This window comes from Bradyrhizobium iriomotense (assembly GCF_018129405.1).
In the GTDB taxonomy this organism is placed as follows: domain Bacteria; phylum Pseudomonadota; class Alphaproteobacteria; order Rhizobiales; family Xanthobacteraceae; genus Bradyrhizobium; species Bradyrhizobium iriomotense_B.
In genome coordinates this window covers 1-16,190 of sequence record NZ_JAFCLP010000030.1, presented here as the reverse complement: position 1 = coordinate 16,190, position 16,190 = coordinate 1, and the positions used below count along the sequence as shown (strand labels likewise).

15 protein-coding genes, 1 tRNA gene and 1 pseudogene are annotated in these 16,190 nt (G+C 64.2%); 6 read left to right on the top strand and 11 right to left on the bottom strand.

Translation table 11 applies throughout. The annotated features are described in order from the left end of the window. Nucleotides 1-447: 447 nt before the first annotated feature. Both JQ592_RS35620 and JQ592_RS35615 read left to right on the top strand, forming a co-directional pair. Nucleotides 448-2,190 (top strand): ethylbenzene dehydrogenase-related protein, encoded by a 1,743-nt coding sequence (locus tag JQ592_RS35620; protein ID WP_211407373.1) that lies wholly within the window; start codon nucleotides 448-450, stop codon nucleotides 2,188-2,190. A 54-nt stretch (nucleotides 2,191-2,244) separates the two neighbouring features. Beyond that, the gene (locus JQ592_RS35615; protein ID WP_211407372.1) at nucleotides 2,245-3,255 is read left to right on the top strand and encodes a 2Fe-2S iron-sulfur cluster-binding protein; all 1,011 of its coding nucleotides are present in this window, start codon (nucleotides 2,245-2,247) and stop codon (nucleotides 3,253-3,255) included. A 47-nt stretch (nucleotides 3,256-3,302) separates the two neighbouring features. On the opposite strand, the gene JQ592_RS35610 is transcribed toward JQ592_RS35615, so the two are convergent. After that, complete coding sequence (locus tag JQ592_RS35610) at nucleotides 3,303-4,106, bottom strand: PstS family phosphate ABC transporter substrate-binding protein (protein WP_211407421.1); 804 nt, start codon at nucleotides 4,104-4,106, stop codon at nucleotides 3,303-3,305. Between the two features lie 249 nt (nucleotides 4,107-4,355). Between JQ592_RS35610 and JQ592_RS35605 the strand changes: the two genes are divergently transcribed. Beyond that, nucleotides 4,356-6,983: a bifunctional diguanylate cyclase/phosphodiesterase gene (locus JQ592_RS35605; RefSeq protein WP_246820949.1), complete on the top strand. Its 2,628-nt coding sequence runs from the start codon at nucleotides 4,356-4,358 to the stop codon at nucleotides 6,981-6,983. Nucleotides 6,984-7,178: 195 nt separating this feature from the next. Beyond that, a pseudogene (locus JQ592_RS35600) lies at nucleotides 7,179-7,376 on the top strand (transcriptional regulator); the annotation flags it as partial. A 34-nt stretch (nucleotides 7,377-7,410) separates the two neighbouring features. Here JQ592_RS35600 and JQ592_RS35595 read toward each other — a convergent pair. Continuing rightward, a complete protein-coding gene (locus JQ592_RS35595) occupies nucleotides 7,411-8,232 on the bottom strand; it encodes an NAD(P)H-dependent oxidoreductase (protein ID WP_211407371.1) in 822 nt (273 codons plus the stop codon). 103 nt (nucleotides 8,233-8,335) lie between these two features. On the opposite strand from JQ592_RS35595, the gene JQ592_RS35590 reads away from it, so the two are divergent. Beyond that, nucleotides 8,336-9,259, top strand: a complete 924-nt coding sequence (locus JQ592_RS35590; protein ID WP_211407370.1) for a LysR family transcriptional regulator — start codon at nucleotides 8,336-8,338, stop codon at nucleotides 9,257-9,259. Between the two features lie 213 nt (nucleotides 9,260-9,472). Here JQ592_RS35590 and JQ592_RS35585 read toward each other — a convergent pair. From JQ592_RS35585 to JQ592_RS35545, 9 genes are all read right to left on the bottom strand, one after another. Continuing rightward, nucleotides 9,473-9,548 (bottom strand) — tRNA-Phe (locus tag JQ592_RS35585). Between the two features lie 175 nt (nucleotides 9,549-9,723). Beyond that, entirely contained in the window at nucleotides 9,724-9,906 is a 183-nt protein-coding gene (yacG, locus tag JQ592_RS35580) for a DNA gyrase inhibitor YacG (RefSeq protein WP_080135149.1), read from the bottom strand. Nucleotides 9,907-10,061: 155 nt separating this feature from the next. Continuing rightward, entirely contained in the window at nucleotides 10,062-10,691 is a 630-nt protein-coding gene (locus tag JQ592_RS35575) for a Maf-like protein (protein WP_018646418.1), read from the bottom strand. 155 nt (nucleotides 10,692-10,846) lie between these two features. After that, nucleotides 10,847-11,314, bottom strand: a complete 468-nt coding sequence (locus tag JQ592_RS35570) for a low molecular weight phosphatase family protein (protein WP_211407369.1) — start codon at nucleotides 11,312-11,314, stop codon at nucleotides 10,847-10,849. A 5-nt stretch (nucleotides 11,315-11,319) separates the two neighbouring features. Further along, nucleotides 11,320-11,817, bottom strand: coding sequence for a UPF0262 family protein (locus JQ592_RS35565; protein ID WP_211407368.1), 498 nt, complete (start codon nucleotides 11,815-11,817; stop codon nucleotides 11,320-11,322). Further along, nucleotides 11,814-13,109 (bottom strand): histidinol dehydrogenase, encoded by a 1,296-nt coding sequence (hisD, locus tag JQ592_RS35560; protein ID WP_211407367.1) that lies wholly within the window; start codon nucleotides 13,107-13,109, stop codon nucleotides 11,814-11,816. The genes JQ592_RS35565 and hisD overlap by 4 nt, the downstream gene beginning before the upstream one ends. Before the next feature lie 118 nt (nucleotides 13,110-13,227). Next, nucleotides 13,228-13,677 carry a DUF2948 family protein gene (locus JQ592_RS35555; protein WP_211407366.1) on the bottom strand — a complete coding sequence of 150 codons (450 nt, stop codon included), beginning with the start codon at nucleotides 13,675-13,677 and terminating at the stop codon, nucleotides 13,228-13,230. An 81-nt stretch (nucleotides 13,678-13,758) separates the two neighbouring features. Continuing rightward, nucleotides 13,759-14,418 carry an epimerase gene (locus tag JQ592_RS35550; RefSeq protein ID WP_211407365.1) on the bottom strand — a complete coding sequence of 220 codons (660 nt, stop codon included), beginning with the start codon at nucleotides 14,416-14,418 and terminating at the stop codon, nucleotides 13,759-13,761. Nucleotides 14,419-14,444: 26 nt separating this feature from the next. Beyond that, nucleotides 14,445-15,383 carry an SDR family oxidoreductase gene (locus JQ592_RS35545; protein WP_211407364.1) on the bottom strand — a complete coding sequence of 313 codons (939 nt, stop codon included), beginning with the start codon at nucleotides 15,381-15,383 and terminating at the stop codon, nucleotides 14,445-14,447. 81 nt (nucleotides 15,384-15,464) lie between these two features. Between JQ592_RS35545 and JQ592_RS35540 the strand changes: the two genes are divergently transcribed. Beyond that, nucleotides 15,465-16,103: a TetR/AcrR family transcriptional regulator gene (locus tag JQ592_RS35540; RefSeq protein ID WP_211407363.1), complete on the top strand. Its 639-nt coding sequence runs from the start codon at nucleotides 15,465-15,467 to the stop codon at nucleotides 16,101-16,103. Nucleotides 16,104-16,190: the final 87 nt, after the last annotated feature.

The following is a 16,190-nucleotide window of genomic DNA, read 5'->3' as shown; positions in this document are numbered from 1 at the left end:
GCAAGCGAGACGGAGCTCGCGGCCGTCGTTCGGCGCTTCGATGAGGATTGGGGAAATTCAGCGAACAGGCTGGATGTGCGCCAGTCAGAACAAAACCACAAACTCGTATATATAATTGAAATTACTATATAAATTCAAGTTGCGTGGAAGCATCGGCTACCTGCGTCCTCCCAGCGGTTTCCGCCGAGTTTACGATGGACGCGGGTTGGCGATCCGCGCAATGGCCGCGCTCTGAGCTGCCCAGCACCAGAGCCAAGCAGGATTAGAGACCAGGCTTCGAGACTGGCGTATGCCCCGAGGACGGCTCGTTGGCCGACCGTTGATTGGGACAATGATCGTTGCCGCCCGTCTTGGCTTCTTCGGCGACCACGCCCATCTCGCCAAATCCCCAATGCTTCGCAGCCTTTCTGGCGCAACTGCTGGTTTACCGCGGGTAAGCTTTATGCAATGAACGATGTCGCCGCTCGAACGAACGCCGATGCCTTGACCGAGAAACGCCTCGCTCAAACAAAGACTCGAGAAAGCCCGCCACGCACCGATGTCGGGACGATAACCCTCCATTGGGCGACCGCGCTGGCGTTCGTCGTAAGCCTCGTTACCGGCATACGCATCGCAGCGGACGCGCTGCACGCCCCCTTCTCGAAATGGCTTGCTCCGGTCCTGCCGCAGGGCGAGATCTTTTCCTGGCATTTCCTCGCGGGGCTCGCCGTCTTCTTCTGCGGGTCGGCCTACGTCGCCTACCTCGCGCGCAGCGGCCTCGTCGAGCGCAACAGCCCCAAGAAGACGCGGATCCTCGCGATGCGCGCCCCGGCTCGCCTCAAGTGGGGAGCCGTCAACGTCATCCTGCACTGGTTCGTCTATGCGCTCGTGATCTTCCTCACGGGGACGGGCGTCATGATGTATCTCGGCTATGGCGGCTGGTGGGCTTATCTCCACTCGATCGCCGCCTTCGTCGCGCTCGTCTATATCTTCGCGCATGTCGCCGCGCATTATCTCTATGGCGGCTGGCAGCAGATTTTCCGCGTGTTTCGGCCGACGCCGCTCGCGATCACGAAGGCCGTGCGGCCGAGGCCTCTTCTCGTCGCCGCTGCAATCGGGGTGGCAGTCGCGTGCGGCATCGCCGGGCTCGACTGGGCGACGCGCGATACGCTCGTCGTCGCGCGGGTGGGCGCCGCGCCCAAGCTCGACGGCGCCATGGGAGATCCCGCCTGGTCGCGCGCGCTCCCCGTCTTCATTCGCACGCAGCAGGGTGCCAATCTCGGCGGATCGGGCGAATCGCGCGTGGAGGTGCGCGCCCTGCACGACGGGCAGAAGATCTATTTTGCCTTCCGCTGGGAGGATCCGACGCGCTCCCTCCGCCGCATTCCGATCATCAAGCAAGAGGATGGCTGGCACGCCCTCGACGAGCGTGCGGGTCTGCAAGACGCCGCCGACTTCTACGAGGATAAACTGGCGGTCATTTTCTCGGATAATCCATCGCTCGGCGGCGCAGGCGCGACGGGTCTCGGCACCAACCCGCTGCCCGGCAAACCGATGCCGATCAACGGCCGGGGCTTCCACTACACGACGGATGGCAGCTACATAGACATGTGGCAGTGGAAGGCGTCGCGCGGGGGCATGCTCGGGCGCGTCGACAGCCAATATATCGGCCCGCCCTACGCCCCGACCCTGGACGAGCAGAATTACGATGCCCGCTATCAGGGCGGCTATTGGAATAAGCCTGGCCGCGCTCTTTATTCGTATAACTTCAAGTTCATCCACCGGAACGACAAAGGGCCCGTCACGGTTCTGCGGCTTCCCAAGGACTGGAAGGCGCAAGTCGCAGCCCTCGGCAAATTCGATCTTGATCCCGACAGCAGCGACGACGAGAACGGCCGCTGGTACATGTACGACGGGGAGAGCGAACCCTACACTCCAGAGGCCGACGCGAGGATTCCCGTTGGCACGATCCTGCCCGGCGTGATTATTGCCGGCGACACCGAAGGAGAGCGAGCCAATGTCGCCGGGGTTTCAAAATGGAGCAACGGACATTGGACGCTCGAGCTGACGCGCAACATGAAAAGCGATGGCAGATATGACAAAGCCTTCGTGCCAGGCCGCGATCTCTACATGTGGGTCGCTGTCTTCGACCATGCACAGACGCGGCATGCGAGCCATAACCGTCCGGTGCGTGTCGTGTCGCAGAAATAGGGCTCTCGTGAGCGGCGACGTGCTCGACCGGAGGCCACTCCTAGAGGCCTCGCGATGAAGAGGCATTGTCGGCTCGTCATCAACGGCAAGCTCGTCGAAGCCCGTGCCGGCGAAAGCCTGATCGACGCGGCGCTCGGCGGCTCGATACTCGTTCCACACGACTGCAGATCGGGACAATGTCAGAGCTGCCGGGTGACGGTCGTTTCGGGCTCGGTCGATGACGGCGGCTCGGGCTATGGCCGCACTGTGCTCGCCTGCCAGGCAGCGGTCGCAGGCGATGCTGAGATCGAATTCGAAGAATTGCCGCTACCGGTGAAGCGGGCGGGCGCCGTCACCGAGATCAACCAGCTCTCGTCGGAGATCGCCGAAGTCGTACTGACGACCTCAGCGCCGCTCGAGTTTCGGCCGGGACAATATGTGCGCGTCAAATTTTCCGGCTATCCTGCGCGCGAGTTCAGCCCGACCTTCAGGCTCGATGGTTCCTTCAAGCAAGTCGAACTCGTCTTCCACATCCGGTGCCTGCCTGACGGCACCGTGTCGGGGCAGCTCGGCAAAGCCATCAGGCCAGGCCATGCGGCGCATGTGCAAGGCCCCTTCGGACAAGCCTATCTACGACAGGGCCAGGGGCCGCTGGTGCTGGTCGCCGGCGGAGCAGGCTGGGCCCCGATCTGGGCGCTCGCCCGCTCGGCGCGCTCGACCCAGCGCAACCGCGAGATGGCGGTCGTCGCTGGCAGCCGGGATGTCGATAATCTCTATATGCTTCCCTCGTTGCAGTGGCTGATCGACGACGGTGTCCGCGACGTCATTGCGACGACGGAGGTCGGGTCTACCCTGCCGATCAGGCCCGGGCGCCCATCGCACTACCTGCCTCTGCTTGGGCTCGAGGATACGGTCTACGTCGCCGGCCCCGTTGGTCTCGTCGAGATCGTGAAGAACAAGGCGCGCTCGGCCAATGCGCAATGCTACGCCGATCCTTTCCTGCCGAGCTCTCAAACCCCATCGCTGATGGACAAAGTCACCCGTCTATGGCGAAGCCGGGAGCAGCCTCATCGCCCCGGTCTGTGAGCCGATGCCGAGTTCGGCAGCGCCGGCGGCCGCCGGGCCCCGGCGCCTCACGGCTTGACAGGCAGACTACCGAGGCCGGTGATGACGTCGGCTGCCTTCTGCGCACCGGCAAAGCGTAGAAAGGCCAGCGCGTCCGGATCCTGCAACGTCTTTAAATAGATCAGCGCCAGCACCACGCTCGAGGGATAATCCGCGTCCGTCGGGTAGTGACCGTCCACGCGAAGCACCGTGAGCCCCTGTTCCAACGGCCGCGAGAAAGGACCGAAGCCGATCGCCCCTTGAACATCGCGAACCGTCTCGATCGCTTCCTGTGTGGTCGTTGCCATTTTCGACTTCTCGGTGATCTCGAGATCATGCCAGCCGGGCATGCTGGCCCGTAGCACGGTGAGAGTGCTGTCCTGGTCCTCGCGCCGCACGACGCGGATGCGCATATCGGCGCCGCCCAGCTCCTTCCAATTCGCAAGGCGGCCCGAATAGATCGCAACGAGCTGAGCACTTGTGACGGCACTCACTCCGCAGCCGGGATGGACGATGAAAGCTGAGGGCAGGCGGGCGATCGCCTTGTAGACGATGCCGGAAGCCGCTTCGGCGTCGGTCAGGCGGCGTGCGACGCGCCCTAGGATCGCCTTACCGGACCCCACGGCCGCGATGCCTCCGCCGGAACCGATGCTCGGCGGGACCTCGACCTGTGCCGATCCTTCCTGCTGCATGAAGCTCGCGGCGATGGCGCGCAGGACATCGATGCCGTCTCCGGTCCCGACGATGTCGAGCCTGCGTGTTTCGGCGCCAGCGGCATTCACCACCGCAAGGCAAAGGCCCAAAAGGGCTGCCATGATCCTCGAAAATGCCATTGCAGACCCCTTCGAACCACGAGGTGCACAATCTGGCAAAGAAACCTAAACCTTGTGTTGTCGCAACGGCGTGCCTTTTGGAATCATCAGTGCGGCGAACAGAAAGTGAAAGCACACAATTTGATGGTTTCGAAAAACCAGTTGGTAATTAACTAGTCACAAATAGACGACAAATAGACGATTTAGAGGGTTTCACTCGCCTAAATTCGGCGCCTGGAAGACAAGTCAGTGGGGCCTCAGCGAGCGACATTGATCGGTCCCCGCAAGTTCAGGGTGCTGGCAGTGGTGGCGACTGACACCGATATGGCGAAGGCATCGAGGGCGCCGCCCCGCTGGCGTCGTTGGGCCGTTCCGTCCGGGGTTCCGGGTTTCCCCTCGTCTATCGCCATGCGCCTTGTTGCCGTCGTGCTCGCGACCGGCGTGCTCGGGCTCGGCCTCATCGGTGGCTTGACGGCGCTACGCCTGCAGCAGCAACTGAGGCAGCAGGCTGCGGCACTGGGTGAACTCTCAGAAGGCCAGCTCGCTCATCGCCTCGACGGCGAGGCGCAGTTGGCGCGAGCGCGAATCGAGGTCCTCGGCGCGGAAACCGCATCACGCCTGCGTCAGATCGCTCAGCGCGCCGATGTCGCCAAGGCGGTCGCCTCGAACAACGATGTGACTATCCGCGAGCTGTTCGGCATCGTTGCTTCGACCTCCGGCTTCGAAAGGCTGATCGCCTTCGACGAAACCGGCCGCGTGATCGGTGCCAACACGCCCCTCGACCTCCTCGCTCTGAACGGGGCGATCGAGGGGACCGACCTCTCTGTCAATCTCAGGGCGATCCTCAAGAACAATAGCCGCTCGCACCCGCGGGGTGAGGAAGCCACCTATGAGCTCAAATCGGGTGAATTGTCAGCGCTTGGCCTGCCGCTGCGCCGCACTATAGCGCACACCGCAATCGAGCCCGTGTTCGACGACTTCGGCGACCTCATCGGCGCGCTTGTCGCCATCCGACCGCTCGGGCGCACGGAGCGGACTCTCGAGAACTTCACTTCGCTAGCCAATGCCGGCGTGGTCATCATCATGGGTGACAACGAGATCGTGTCGTCCGCGGGGCCCGAAGGGGTGAAATTCAGCAGTGCCAGGACGCGTTTGGGCGGGCTGCAGCGCTCGGATGACGGCAACTACGTCGCGCGCTGTGTCGAATACGAGGCGACGCTCAAGGTGTGTACGTTCGCGCGAGCATCGCTCGTGACGACGACACGCGATCAGATGTTCCAGATCGGCGCCGCCCATACCCGTTCGCTGATGTGGCAGTTCCTGGCATCCGCGGCGCTGGCGCTTGGTGCCTTGGTCGTCGCGCTATTGGCCGCCGTAAGGCACCTCACGAAAGGACTTTCGGCGCTCGCCAAGACCGCCCAGGAAATCGCAGGAGGCAATCTCGACGTTCCGTTCCGCGCAACGGGCATCGGCGAGGTTCGCGGCCTCGGCCTCGCATTCGAGCGAATGCTGACGCATTTGCGGGCGAGCACGCGAAGAATTCGTCAGCTCGCTTTCTACGATACGGTGAGCCGCCTTCCCAATCGGGAGAAGATGCGCGTCGATGCGCCGGCGCTCATCGACGCGGAAGAAGGCGGAGCGCTGTTCTTCCTCGACCTCGATGGCTTCAAATCCATCAACGACACTTTCGGGCACAAGGCTGGCGACGAGTTGCTCAGGATGGTGGCCGAGCGCTTGAGCAATTTGCTGACGTCCAAGGTCGCTGCCGGCAAAAGTCTGCTCGCCCGGGTCGGGGGCGACGAGTTCGTCGCCATCATCGCTGGGGTGAAGACGGTCGAGGCCGCGAGCCTCTGTGCCCGCGAGATGATCGAGACGCTGCAGGTTTCCTTCAAGCTCCAGAGCAATCATGCGACCATCGGCGTCAGCATCGGCGTTGCGATCTGGCCCACCCACGGCACAACCTATGAGGATCTCCTGATCCGCGCCGACCTTGCGATGTACGTCGCGAAGAGTTCGGGACGCAATACCCACGCGTTCTTCACTCCGGATCTCGCAGAGGTCGCGCGTGCCCGGCATGCGCTCGAAACCGATCTCGCCTTGGCGATCCGCAATGAAGAGCTCGTCGTCCATTACCAGCCCAAGGTGTCCTGCGTGGATGGCCGCATCCTGGGGGTGGAGGCGCTGGCGCGCTGGCATCATCCGAAGGAGGGCAACATTCCTCCTCAGCGCTTTATCAAGATCGCGGAAGAGATCGGCCTCATCATGGAGATCGACCGCTTCGTGCTCAGGCGCGCGCTCGCCGAAATCGGGGGCTTGATCCGGGCCGGCTCAAACCTCGTGCTCGCCGTAAATGTCGCGGCGACGGAAATCGAGGACCCGCTGTTCATCAAGGATATCGTCACGACCGTTCGCGAGGCCGACTTCCCGCCGCCACACCTCGAGATCGAGATCACAGAGTCGGTCGCGATGCGCAATCCCGATGTCGTGCGCGAGAGAATAAGCCTGCTCAGGCAATTGGGCATACGCTTCGCGATGGACGATTTCGGAGCCGGCTATTCGAATCTTTCGACGATGGCGAGGCTCCCCTTCGACGCCGTGAAGCTCGATCGCACGCTCGTCGCGGGTGTCGCGGAAGACCGCGAGAAGCAGACGATCCTTCGCCTGGCGCTCGGACTTGCGGACGAATTGGGGTTCGAAACGGTCGTAGAAGGCATCGAAACGGCCGAAGACCTTCGGTTCGCGGCCGAAAACGGCGCGACCATGGCACAAGGTTATATCTTCTCTCCGCCGCTACCGCTCGAAGATTTCACCGTCCTGCTCCAGCCGAGCCTTTTGGCTTCGGCGGTCGAAGTGGCGCCCAGGCGACACGGAGCGGAGCTGCAGGCTGCGATCCGCTGAGGCGTCGGCGACGACACCGCCGCAGATGCCGATCGGGGACCGAATAGGCCTACGGGAGCTCCGCAATGGCTCGCGGTTTTATACTGAATGGTGGGAAAATGGTGCCCAGGGAGCGAATCATACGCAACCACCGACACGATGGACCGCTGTTTGTCCTTAGTATGGTGGCGTGAGCGCTTGGCATGGTGGCGGAGGTTCAAGGCGATGTGGCGCGACAACGATGTCCGCGACGCGCAGGGCGAGACCGTCAAGCACATCCGCCATCCGGTGCTCGGCCCGCTCGCGTTCGAATATTCGGCGTTCGCGGTCGACGGCCGGCCGGACCTAAGCATAGTGGTCTACAATCCGGCGACGCCAGAGGACGCCGCGCGGATCAAATCATTGCTGACGTAGGGCGCGACTCCTCTTTCTCATTCAAGCGACGGATTCAAGCGGCCGATTTGGCTCCCGACCTTTCCGTCGCGCTGGCGCGGCTCACATGCAGCGAAAAGCCCGACGCACCTGCGTCCTCAAGCCCGGGCTTCAGTTGCATGCTGGGGATGAAGTAGTCGCCCCCGTTCTGTTGCCGGTAGGGAATCGGCGCCGTTGTCTCGATGGTTCTCATGCGCTCGCGCAGGCGCTCGGCCGCGCGATCGAATTCACCATCGCTGAAACGATCCACTTTGTAGACGAGAAACGGCGGCAGCACGTCGTAGCCCGGATAATACAGGATCCCGTGGTTGATCGGGAACAAGAGGTCGTCGATCGGACCGTTGACGCCGCGAACCGAGTAGTGGTCCTCCCAACCACCGGTCGTCACGACCAACATGGCCCGCTTGCCGGCCAGCGTGCCTTCCCCGAAACGATCACCCCAACGCTGTTCGCTGTGTTCGCCAACCCCGTAAGCGAACCCGTATGCAAACACCCGTTCGACCCATCCCTTCAGGATGGCCGGCATGCTGTACCACCACAGCGGAAACTGAAGGATCAACATGTCTGCCCAAAGCAGGCTCTCGATTTCGGCTTTCACGTCCGCAGTGAGCGTGTCGGATTCGAAAGCCTTCTTGGAGGCCAGGCCTGCGATGAAGCGCTCGCCGGGGGGCCACGCCGGAAAGTCAGCGCGGTCGACTTCCGACTTCCAGCGGTCGGCATACAGGTCCTTGACGCGCACCTCATGGCCCTGCGCTTTCAGCTCCTCGATTGCAATATCGCGGAGCGCTCCGTTGAGTGAATTCGGTTCGGGATGTGCGAAAACCAGCAGAATTTTCATGGACTGAGCTCCCAAGCGGAAAAGACGAACCTTCGTCCCGGCAAGAGAACACCACCGTCAGCTATATTTGAAATCACGGAAATGCTCGGTTACTATCCACAGCATGGATACCAACCGCCTCGACCTCAATCTGCTCGTCACGCTGGAGGCGCTGCTCGTGGAGCAGAACGTGACTAAAGCCGCCGCCCGCCTGCACCTGAGCCAACCCGCAGTCAGCGCCCAGCTGAATCGCCTCAGGAATGAATTCGATGACTTGTTGCTGATCCCTGCCCAGCGAGGGATGACGCCAACCGTCAAGGCCATCGAACTGCTCGATCCGCTGCGCCAGGCGCTGGATCAGGTTCGCGCCACCGTGGCCACACACAGGCACTTCGATCCCGCCAAAGCGAAGTTGAGCTTCGCGATCGCCTGCACGGATTATTTGCAGGCGGCGCTGGTCGAACCGCTGGTCATGCAGCTCAGGACGAGGGCGCCCGGGGTACGCGTAGCGATCCGCAATCTGGATCTGCTGCAGCTGGAATCACAAATGGAGCGGGGCGACGTGGACCTCGCTCTTATGACGCCGCAAGATGCCCCGCCCAGGCTTCGCACCAGACATCTGTTCGACGAGCGGTATGTGCTCATTGGCCGCCGCGATCACCCGCGACTTCGCAGCAAGATCACGGTCAAGGAGTTTGCCCAGCTGGAGCACGTGATCGTGTCGCTTCGCGGGGGTGACTTCGTCACACCCGTGGACGACGCGCTGGGGGCCTTCGGACAGAAAAGACAAGTGGTGCTGTCGGCCGCTTCATTCCTGTTCGTTCCCGAGATCGTGGCCCGGTCCGAGTTCGTGGCCCTGGTGCCGGAGCGGCTGGTCGTCGGCCGCGCCGACAAGCTCAAATTGATCGACTGTCCATTCCCCATAGATGGGTTCGCAGTCGGGATGGTGTGGCACGAGCGCAGTCACGGACACAGCGGTCAACGCTGGATCCGAGAGACGATCGTGTCGATGATCAACGCTCAAGCCGGCGCGCGCCGGCGCCGGTGAGCCCTAGCTCGCGGACCGCGTCCGGACGAGCACGGCCAGCAGCACCACGATGCCGTTGTCCATTGACGACGATGATCGGACTCGAGAAGCACGTCGTGCAGAGCAAGCCATGGATGGTGAAGAGCGGGCCCAGCGCGGCCTCGAGTGCCGCCAGAACGACCGGCATGTAGTCCGGACGGCAGCCCGCCATGCCGTCGCACAAAATCGCAGTTTTGGTGCCCAGGGGCGGAATCGAACCACCGACACTGCGATTTTCAGTCGCATGCTCTACCAACTGAGCTACCTGGGCGTGCTCCAAGAGAGGGGCCAAAGCCCATCGAGCGGGCGGGTTATAGTGGGCCGAGAGCTGCCTGTCCACCCACGCTTCGCCTTTGCCTTCGCGGGGCGTGGCCCGGCTGTGCACAAGGTGGGGCCTTGCCGGCACCGCGGAACGCGCACTCAATTAAACACTTGATATTATTTATCTATTCGACGTCATCCACCTCGTCGTCGCGGCCAGGGATGACGTAGGAGCCCTTCAGCCAGCGGTTCAGATCGACGTCGCGGCAGCGCGAGGAGCAGAACGGGCGGGTGGCCTGCGCCTGCGGCTTGCCGCAGATCGGGCAGGTTTTGAGTGGCCCGGCGGGCTTTTTGACCTGGTCGTCCATGATGCGCGCAGCTTGCACGGGGTGAGGAGGTTCAAGCGCCTGTCGGCGAAGGGGTTCCGGGAGCAGCGGCACATGCGCCTCGGTCCGGACCCGGCCGGGCCATTCTACTGTGCATGGGGTTGTTTTCGAGGTTTTTGTCGGCGCGGCCCTGGCGCTCAGACCGCAGTGGAGTTGAGCCAGCCGAAGCGGATCGGGAAGCCCTCGCCGCCGAGCAGCGTCGTGGTCTCGTAGAGCGGCAGGCCGACGACGTTGCTGTAGGAGCCGACCATCTTCACTACGAACGAGCCGGCGATGCCCTGCACGGCGTAGCCGCCGGCTTTGCCGCGCCATTCGCCGGAGCCGATATAGGCCTGGATGTCGTCCTCCGACAGGCGCTTGAAACGGACGCGGGTCTCGACCAGGCGCTGGCGGAAGGCCTCGCGCGGGGTCACCAGGCAGATCGCGGTGTAGACGCGGTGGTTGCGGCCCGACAGCAGCCGCAGGCACTGCGCGGCTTCGTCCACGAGATTGGCCTTGGGCAGGATGCGGCGGCCGACCGCCACCACCGTATCGGCGGAGAGGATGAAGGACCCGCGCAGCTCGTCGTCGAGCTGCACCGATTTGAGTGCCGCATCGGCCTTTGCCCGCGCGAGCCGATTGGCGCAGGCGCGCGGCAGCTCACCTCGCCTCGGCGTCTCGTCGACGTCGGCCGGCCGGAGCGCGTCCGGCTCGATGCCGGCCTGGTTGAGCAGCGACAGGCGCCGCGGCGAACCGGAGGCAAGTACGAATTTGGGGCGGCCGAGCATCAGGTGATTTGGGGGATGAGGCAGGGGTGAATTGCGCGCGGAACCTATCGGAAGGGGGCTGATTTCACAACCCGGGAACCCGGACTTTGCTGATTCGAGCTGTCCGACATCGCTGTGCCCTCAGTCTGTGACGCAGGTGTTACGCCCGCCGGATGCTACCCGCTCGCCGCGCCGACCTTGGCAAACCGCCGGCGGATGCGCAGCAGGAGCTGGTCGCAGACCTCGCGATAGGCGGCGAGCTTCTGGTCGCGGCTGCCCTCGATGGTGGTGGGATCCTGGGTCGGCCAGTATTCGACGTCGGCGGCGAGCGTACGGGTCAGCTCCAGCGCCTTGTGGTGCGCTTCCGGCGAGAGCGTGATGATGAGGTCGAAATTCAGGCCCTCCCAGTCCTCCAGCTCCTCGAAGGTCTGCGGCTTGTGGGTGGAGATATCCTGGCCGAGCTCGGCCATCACGGCGATCGCGAACGGATCGAGCTCACCCTTCCTGGCGCCGGCCGACTTCACGTAGAGGCCTTGCGGAAACATGTGCTGCAGCAGGCTCTCGGCCATCGGCGAGCGCACGCTGTTCATCGCGCAGGCGAACAGCACCGATTGCGGATCGCGTGCCCGTGGCGGACCCGCCATCGCGCTTAGCCCTTCCAATGAAGGACGGTAATGAGCGTGAACAGCCGGCGCGAGGTCTCGAAATCGACCCGCACCTTGCCCTTCAGCCGCTCCTGGAGCGTGCGCGATCCCTCGTCATGAATGCCGCGGCGGCCCATGTCGATGGCCTCGATCTTGTCCGGGGTCGCGGTGCGGATCGCCTGGTAGTAGCTGTCGCAGATCATGAAATAGTCCTTCACGATCCGCCGGAACGGCGTCAGCGACAGCAGATGCGCGACCACGGGCGATCCGTCCTCGCGGCGGATGTCAAACATCAGGCGGTTGCCGGTGATGCCGATATGCAGCGTGAACGGGCCCTGCCCGTCCGCACCGTCAGGCGCGAACAGATTCTGCTCGATCAGGTCGTAGATCGCGATCGCGCGCTCATGCTCGATGTCCGGCCCGGAACGGCCGATCGATTCCTCGTCGAGGGTGACCGCGACGATGCGATTGCTGGAGTCGTCCTGTCCGGGCGGCTTTGTCATGACAGATTGAGGCGCAATCCAATCGAGCGCGAATGGGCATCCAGCCCCTCCGCCTTGCCGAGCGTCATCGCGGCCGGTCCCAGCGCGCGGAGCTGATCCGGGCCGCATTTCAGGATCGAGGTGCGCTTCATGAAGTCGTGCACCGACAGGCCTGAGGAGAATCGCGCCGAGCGCGCCGTCGGCAGCACGTGATTGGAGCCGCCGACATAGTCGCCGATCGCCTCAGGCGTATGGGCCCCAAGGAACACCGCGCCGGCATTGCGGATCTTCGCGGCGAGCGCGTCGGGATCGACGGTCATGATCTCGAGATGCTCGGCGGCGATCGCATCCGCCAGCGGAATGGCCTCAGCGAGGTTCTTCACCATGATGATGGCGCCGAAATCGGCCCATGAACTGCCTGCGATCGCCGCGCGCGGCAGCGTCTTCAGCTGCGCCTCCACGGCCTTTTCGACATCGGCGGCAAGCCGCGCTGAATCCGTGATCAGGATCGATTGCGCGCTGGCATCGTGCTCGGCCTGCGCCAAGAGGTCGGCGGCGATCCAGTCGGCATTGCCGGTGTCATCGGCGATGACGAGCACCTCGGAGGGACCGGCGATCATGTCGATGCCGACCTTACCGAACACCAGTCGCTTGGCGGCGGCGACATAGGCATTGCCGGGCCCGACGATTTTTGCGACCGGCGCAATGGTCGCGGTGCCGTGCGCGAGCGCGGCCACGGCCTGCGCGCCGCCGACGCGGTAGATCTCGGTGACGCCGCCGAGATGCGCGGCCGCCAGCACCAGCGGATTGAGCTTGCCGTCGGGCGAGGGCACCACCATCACGACGCGCAACACGCCGGCGACTTTCGCGGGCACGGCATTCATCAGCACCGAGGACGGATAGGCCGCAGTGCCGCCGGGGACATAGAGGCCGGCGGATTCGATTGCAGTGTAGCGCCAGCCGAGCTCGACGCCGAGCGGATCGGTGAAGCGTTCGTCCTTCGGCAACTGGCGGCTATGGTAGGTCTCGATGCGGTCGCGCGCGAGTTTCAGCGCGTCCAGCGTCGCCGCATCGCAGGCCTTCACGGCGGCATCGATCTCGGCGGTCGTGACACGAAGGCCGGATGCATCCAGCTTCAACCGATCGAACTTGGCGGTGGCCTCGAGCAGGGCTGCGTCGCCACGCCTCGCCACATCGTCGACGATGGCGCGCGCGGCGGCCTCCACGTCGGCCGAAACCTCGCGCTTGGCGGCGAGGAAGGCCGCGAATCGCTGGTCAAAATCGGCGCTGCTGCGGTCGAGACGGATGGGCATTTTGGCTTGGCTTCCGGCTGGTCTTTGGGGCGGATTGGCTCACCCGGGCCCCCTGCTCAATGGCGCGGCGGGGAAGCGGCGTCAACCCTTGGACCCCCGCCCCTGTTGGCATGCCACCTTACCCCTCCCCCTCGACCTCCACGCCTGTTCCCAGATCGTCCGTACCCAGATCCGTCAGCTCGCATTCCAGGCATTCGACGTCGAGGCGGATGGCGCCGCCCTGGGCGAACAGCAGGAGGGCGCTGCCGCCGGGCTCTTCGGCGCGGCCGTCCTGGGGGTGAAACTCGATGCCGACGAGGTCCAGCACCTTGTCCAGCGCGCCCAGGTCGATGTTGCGCGATTTGCAGGCGAGCACACGGTCGAAGCGGAGCGCGGCGACCAGCCGGCGCGGCTCGGTCGCGCCGTCCAGCGTCTGCTCCCAGTCCAGCCGGCTCATGCCGACCACCAGCCGCTTCTCGCCCTGCCGCCAGATGATGTCCGAGGCCTGCACGCGGGCATCCTGGACATGGGCCGAGATCACGGCGAGATCGTCGGCATCGAGCGCGATCATTTTGAGCTGGGGAGACATCGCCGGCGCTTCTCCTTCAGGGCAGACGGGGCTCAACGCGCGCAGGCGCCGAAATTTCCTCACAACTAACCGGCTGGCCGGCTAGATGCCATTGATATCCTCCATCTCCAGCACCTTCCGCGGATACCCCTCCCGGGCAACATGGATCATGGCGCGGCCGATCTGCTCGGTCGAGGTGACGAGCGAAGGCGAGATCCGGCGCAGCACCGACCAGAGCGGCCAGGTTGCGGTATAGGTGGCCTGCACCCAGGCGGTCTTGGAACGGGCGCCATGCAGCGGCTGGATCGCGCCGGGCCGGAACATATAGGCGCCCCTAAACGGCAGCTTGAGCAGATCGTTCTCGGTCTTGCCCTTGATCCGGGCCCACATCCGCGAGCCCTGCTCGGTGGAATCGGTGCCGGCACCGGTGACGTAGGTGAAGATCATCTGCGGATTGAGTCGCGCCAGCGTCGTCGCAGCCGCGAGCGTGAGATCGTAGGTGAGATGGCGGTAGCGCTCCTCGCTCATGCCGATCGAGGAGACGCCGAGGCAGAAAAAGCAGGCATCGTAGCCGGTGAGCTGAGCTTCGATCGCTGAATAATTCAGGAAGTCATCGTGTATGATCTCGGCGAGCTTGCCGTCGCGCACGCCGGTCGGGCTGCGGCCGACCACGAGCACGCGCGCGATGCCGGGATCGATCAGGCACTCGCGCAGCACACCCTGCCCGACCATGCCGGTCGCGCCGAAGATGATCACTCGCATCGGGACGTCCCCAACGGCGCCGCGGCTCATGCGGCAACCGCGATATCGTCGAAGGATACACCTGTCAGCGTCGCCGAGGCATCCCACAACATGGCCGCCGCGGCGAAATCCCTCGCACGCGGCATGATCTTCGCCGCCACCGGCGGTCCCTTCATTTCATAAAACCCGTTCGGACCGTAATAGCCGCCGGGCTCGGCAACCGGCGAGGTCGCGGCGAACAGCGTCGGCAATGCGCCTTCGGCCGCGGACTGGCTCATCAACGGCTGGAGCAACCGGCCAACCCGCCACTGAAACGTGTTGGCGCCCGGCCCGTTCGAAATGAGATCGGTCCGCGCGTAGCCGGGATGTGCGGCAAGGCTCGTCACACCCCAGCCGGCGGCGAGGCTGCGACGCTGCAATTCCAGCGCAAACATCAGCATCGCGAGCTTCGACTGGCAATAGGCCCGCCACGGCCGATAGGATTTCTTGCTCTGCAGATCGTCGAAATTGATCGCGCCGGAGCGGTGCGCAAGGCTGGAGAGATTGACCACGCGCGGCGCCTTCGCCCGGCGAAGCTGCGGCAGCAGGCGCGCCGTCAGCGCGTAATGGCCGAGATAGTTGGTGCCGAGCTGCATCTCGAAACCGTCCTCGGTCTGCTGCCGCTTAGGCAGCGCCATCACACCGGCATTGTTGATGAGGAGATCGAGCTGCTCGTTGCCGGCGGCAAAACGCCTGGCGAAATCGGCGACGGAGGAGAGGCTGGCGAGATCGAGATGCTCATAGGCGATCAGCGCATTGGGAAACCGCTCGCAAATCCCCTCGATCGCGCGCAGGCCCTTTGCGTCGCTGCGTCCGGTGAGTATGACAATGGCACCGGCGCCCGCCAGCGCCATCGCCGTCTCGTAGCCGAGACCGCCGGTCGCGCCGGTGACGACCGCGGTCTTGCCGCTGAGGGAGGGGATGTCTGCCGTGGTCCAGTCGGTCATGCCATGCTCCGTTCGGGCTGGAAAAAGCGCCGCGACGGTCTAAATGTGCACTGAGTGCAAATTTGCAAGAGGTGGAATATTTTGAAGGTTTCGAAGCCTGCCAGGACACGCGCCAAGTCATTGACGCCGGGAGGAAAATCACCGGCGCCGGGCCTGCGCGAGCGCAAGCAGCAGGAGACTCGCGAGCGGCTGACCCGCGCGGCGATGGCGCTGTTCCTGGAGCGCGGCTTCGAGGCCACGACCATCGACGACATCGCGGCGGCCGCCGATGTCTCGCGCCGCAGCTTCTTCCACTACTTCGCGTCGAAAGAGGACGTCGTCGCCGCCTGGCAGGAGGATGCTGCGGCCGCGCTGGTCACCGAGATCCTGGCACGGCCCGCGGACGAAGCGATGCTGACAGCGGCGGAGAACGCGATCGCAGCGGCGGTCAAGCGGATCGATCCCGCGGAAGCGGCGGCAATGTCGCGGCTCAAGCGCGACAATCCCGCGCTTCAGGCGCGCGACCAGCTCAAATACGAGAAGCTCGAGCGGGCGCTCGCCGAGGGGCTTGCACGGCGCGCGAGAAACAAATCGGACCAGCTGAAGGCGCGGCTCGTCGCCATGATCGCCACCGGCGCGATGCGCGTCGGCGGCGAGAGCTGGATCGGCGAGGGTGTGCGCGAGAAGCCCGAGGCTTTCGTGAAGCGCACATTCGATGCGATCCGGGCGATATTGAAGTGAGGGACTCTTCCCCTCTCCCCTTGTGGGCTACGACATTCACACTTCTCGGAAGGCTTGTGGCCGGGCTCGGAAGCTGACTCTCTATGG

Coding starts and splice junctions, on each gene's coding strand:
- hisD (WP_211407367.1), bottom strand. CDS start 13,109: ATGCCCATCCGTCTCGACCGCAGCAGCGCCGATTTTGACCAGCGATTC.
- JQ592_RS35545 (WP_211407364.1), bottom strand. CDS start 15,383: ATGACCGACTGGACCACGGCAGACATCCCCTCCCTCAGCGGCAAGACC.
- JQ592_RS35565 (WP_211407368.1), bottom strand. CDS start 11,817: ATGACAAAGCCGCCCGGACAGGACGACTCCAGCAATCGCATCGTCGCG.
- JQ592_RS35555 (WP_211407366.1), bottom strand. CDS start 13,677: ATGTCTCCCCAGCTCAAAATGATCGCGCTCGATGCCGACGATCTCGCC.
- JQ592_RS35590 (WP_211407370.1), top strand. CDS start 8,336: ATGGATACCAACCGCCTCGACCTCAATCTGCTCGTCACGCTGGAGGCG.
- JQ592_RS35595 (WP_211407371.1), bottom strand. CDS start 8,232: ATGAAAATTCTGCTGGTTTTCGCACATCCCGAACCGAATTCACTCAAC.
- JQ592_RS35610 (WP_211407421.1), bottom strand. CDS start 4,106: ATGGCATTTTCGAGGATCATGGCAGCCCTTTTGGGCCTTTGCCTTGCG.
- JQ592_RS35570 (WP_211407369.1), bottom strand. CDS start 11,314: ATGGCGGGTCCGCCACGGGCACGCGATCCGCAATCGGTGCTGTTCGCC.
- JQ592_RS35575 (WP_018646418.1), bottom strand. CDS start 10,691: ATGCTCGGCCGCCCCAAATTCGTACTTGCCTCCGGTTCGCCGCGGCGC.
- JQ592_RS35615 (WP_211407372.1), top strand. CDS start 2,245: ATGAAGAGGCATTGTCGGCTCGTCATCAACGGCAAGCTCGTCGAAGCC.
- yacG (WP_080135149.1), bottom strand. CDS start 9,906: ATGGACGACCAGGTCAAAAAGCCCGCCGGGCCACTCAAAACCTGCCCG.
- JQ592_RS35620 (WP_211407373.1), top strand. CDS start 448: ATGAACGATGTCGCCGCTCGAACGAACGCCGATGCCTTGACCGAGAAA.
- JQ592_RS35550 (WP_211407365.1), bottom strand. CDS start 14,418: ATGCGAGTGATCATCTTCGGCGCGACCGGCATGGTCGGGCAGGGTGTG.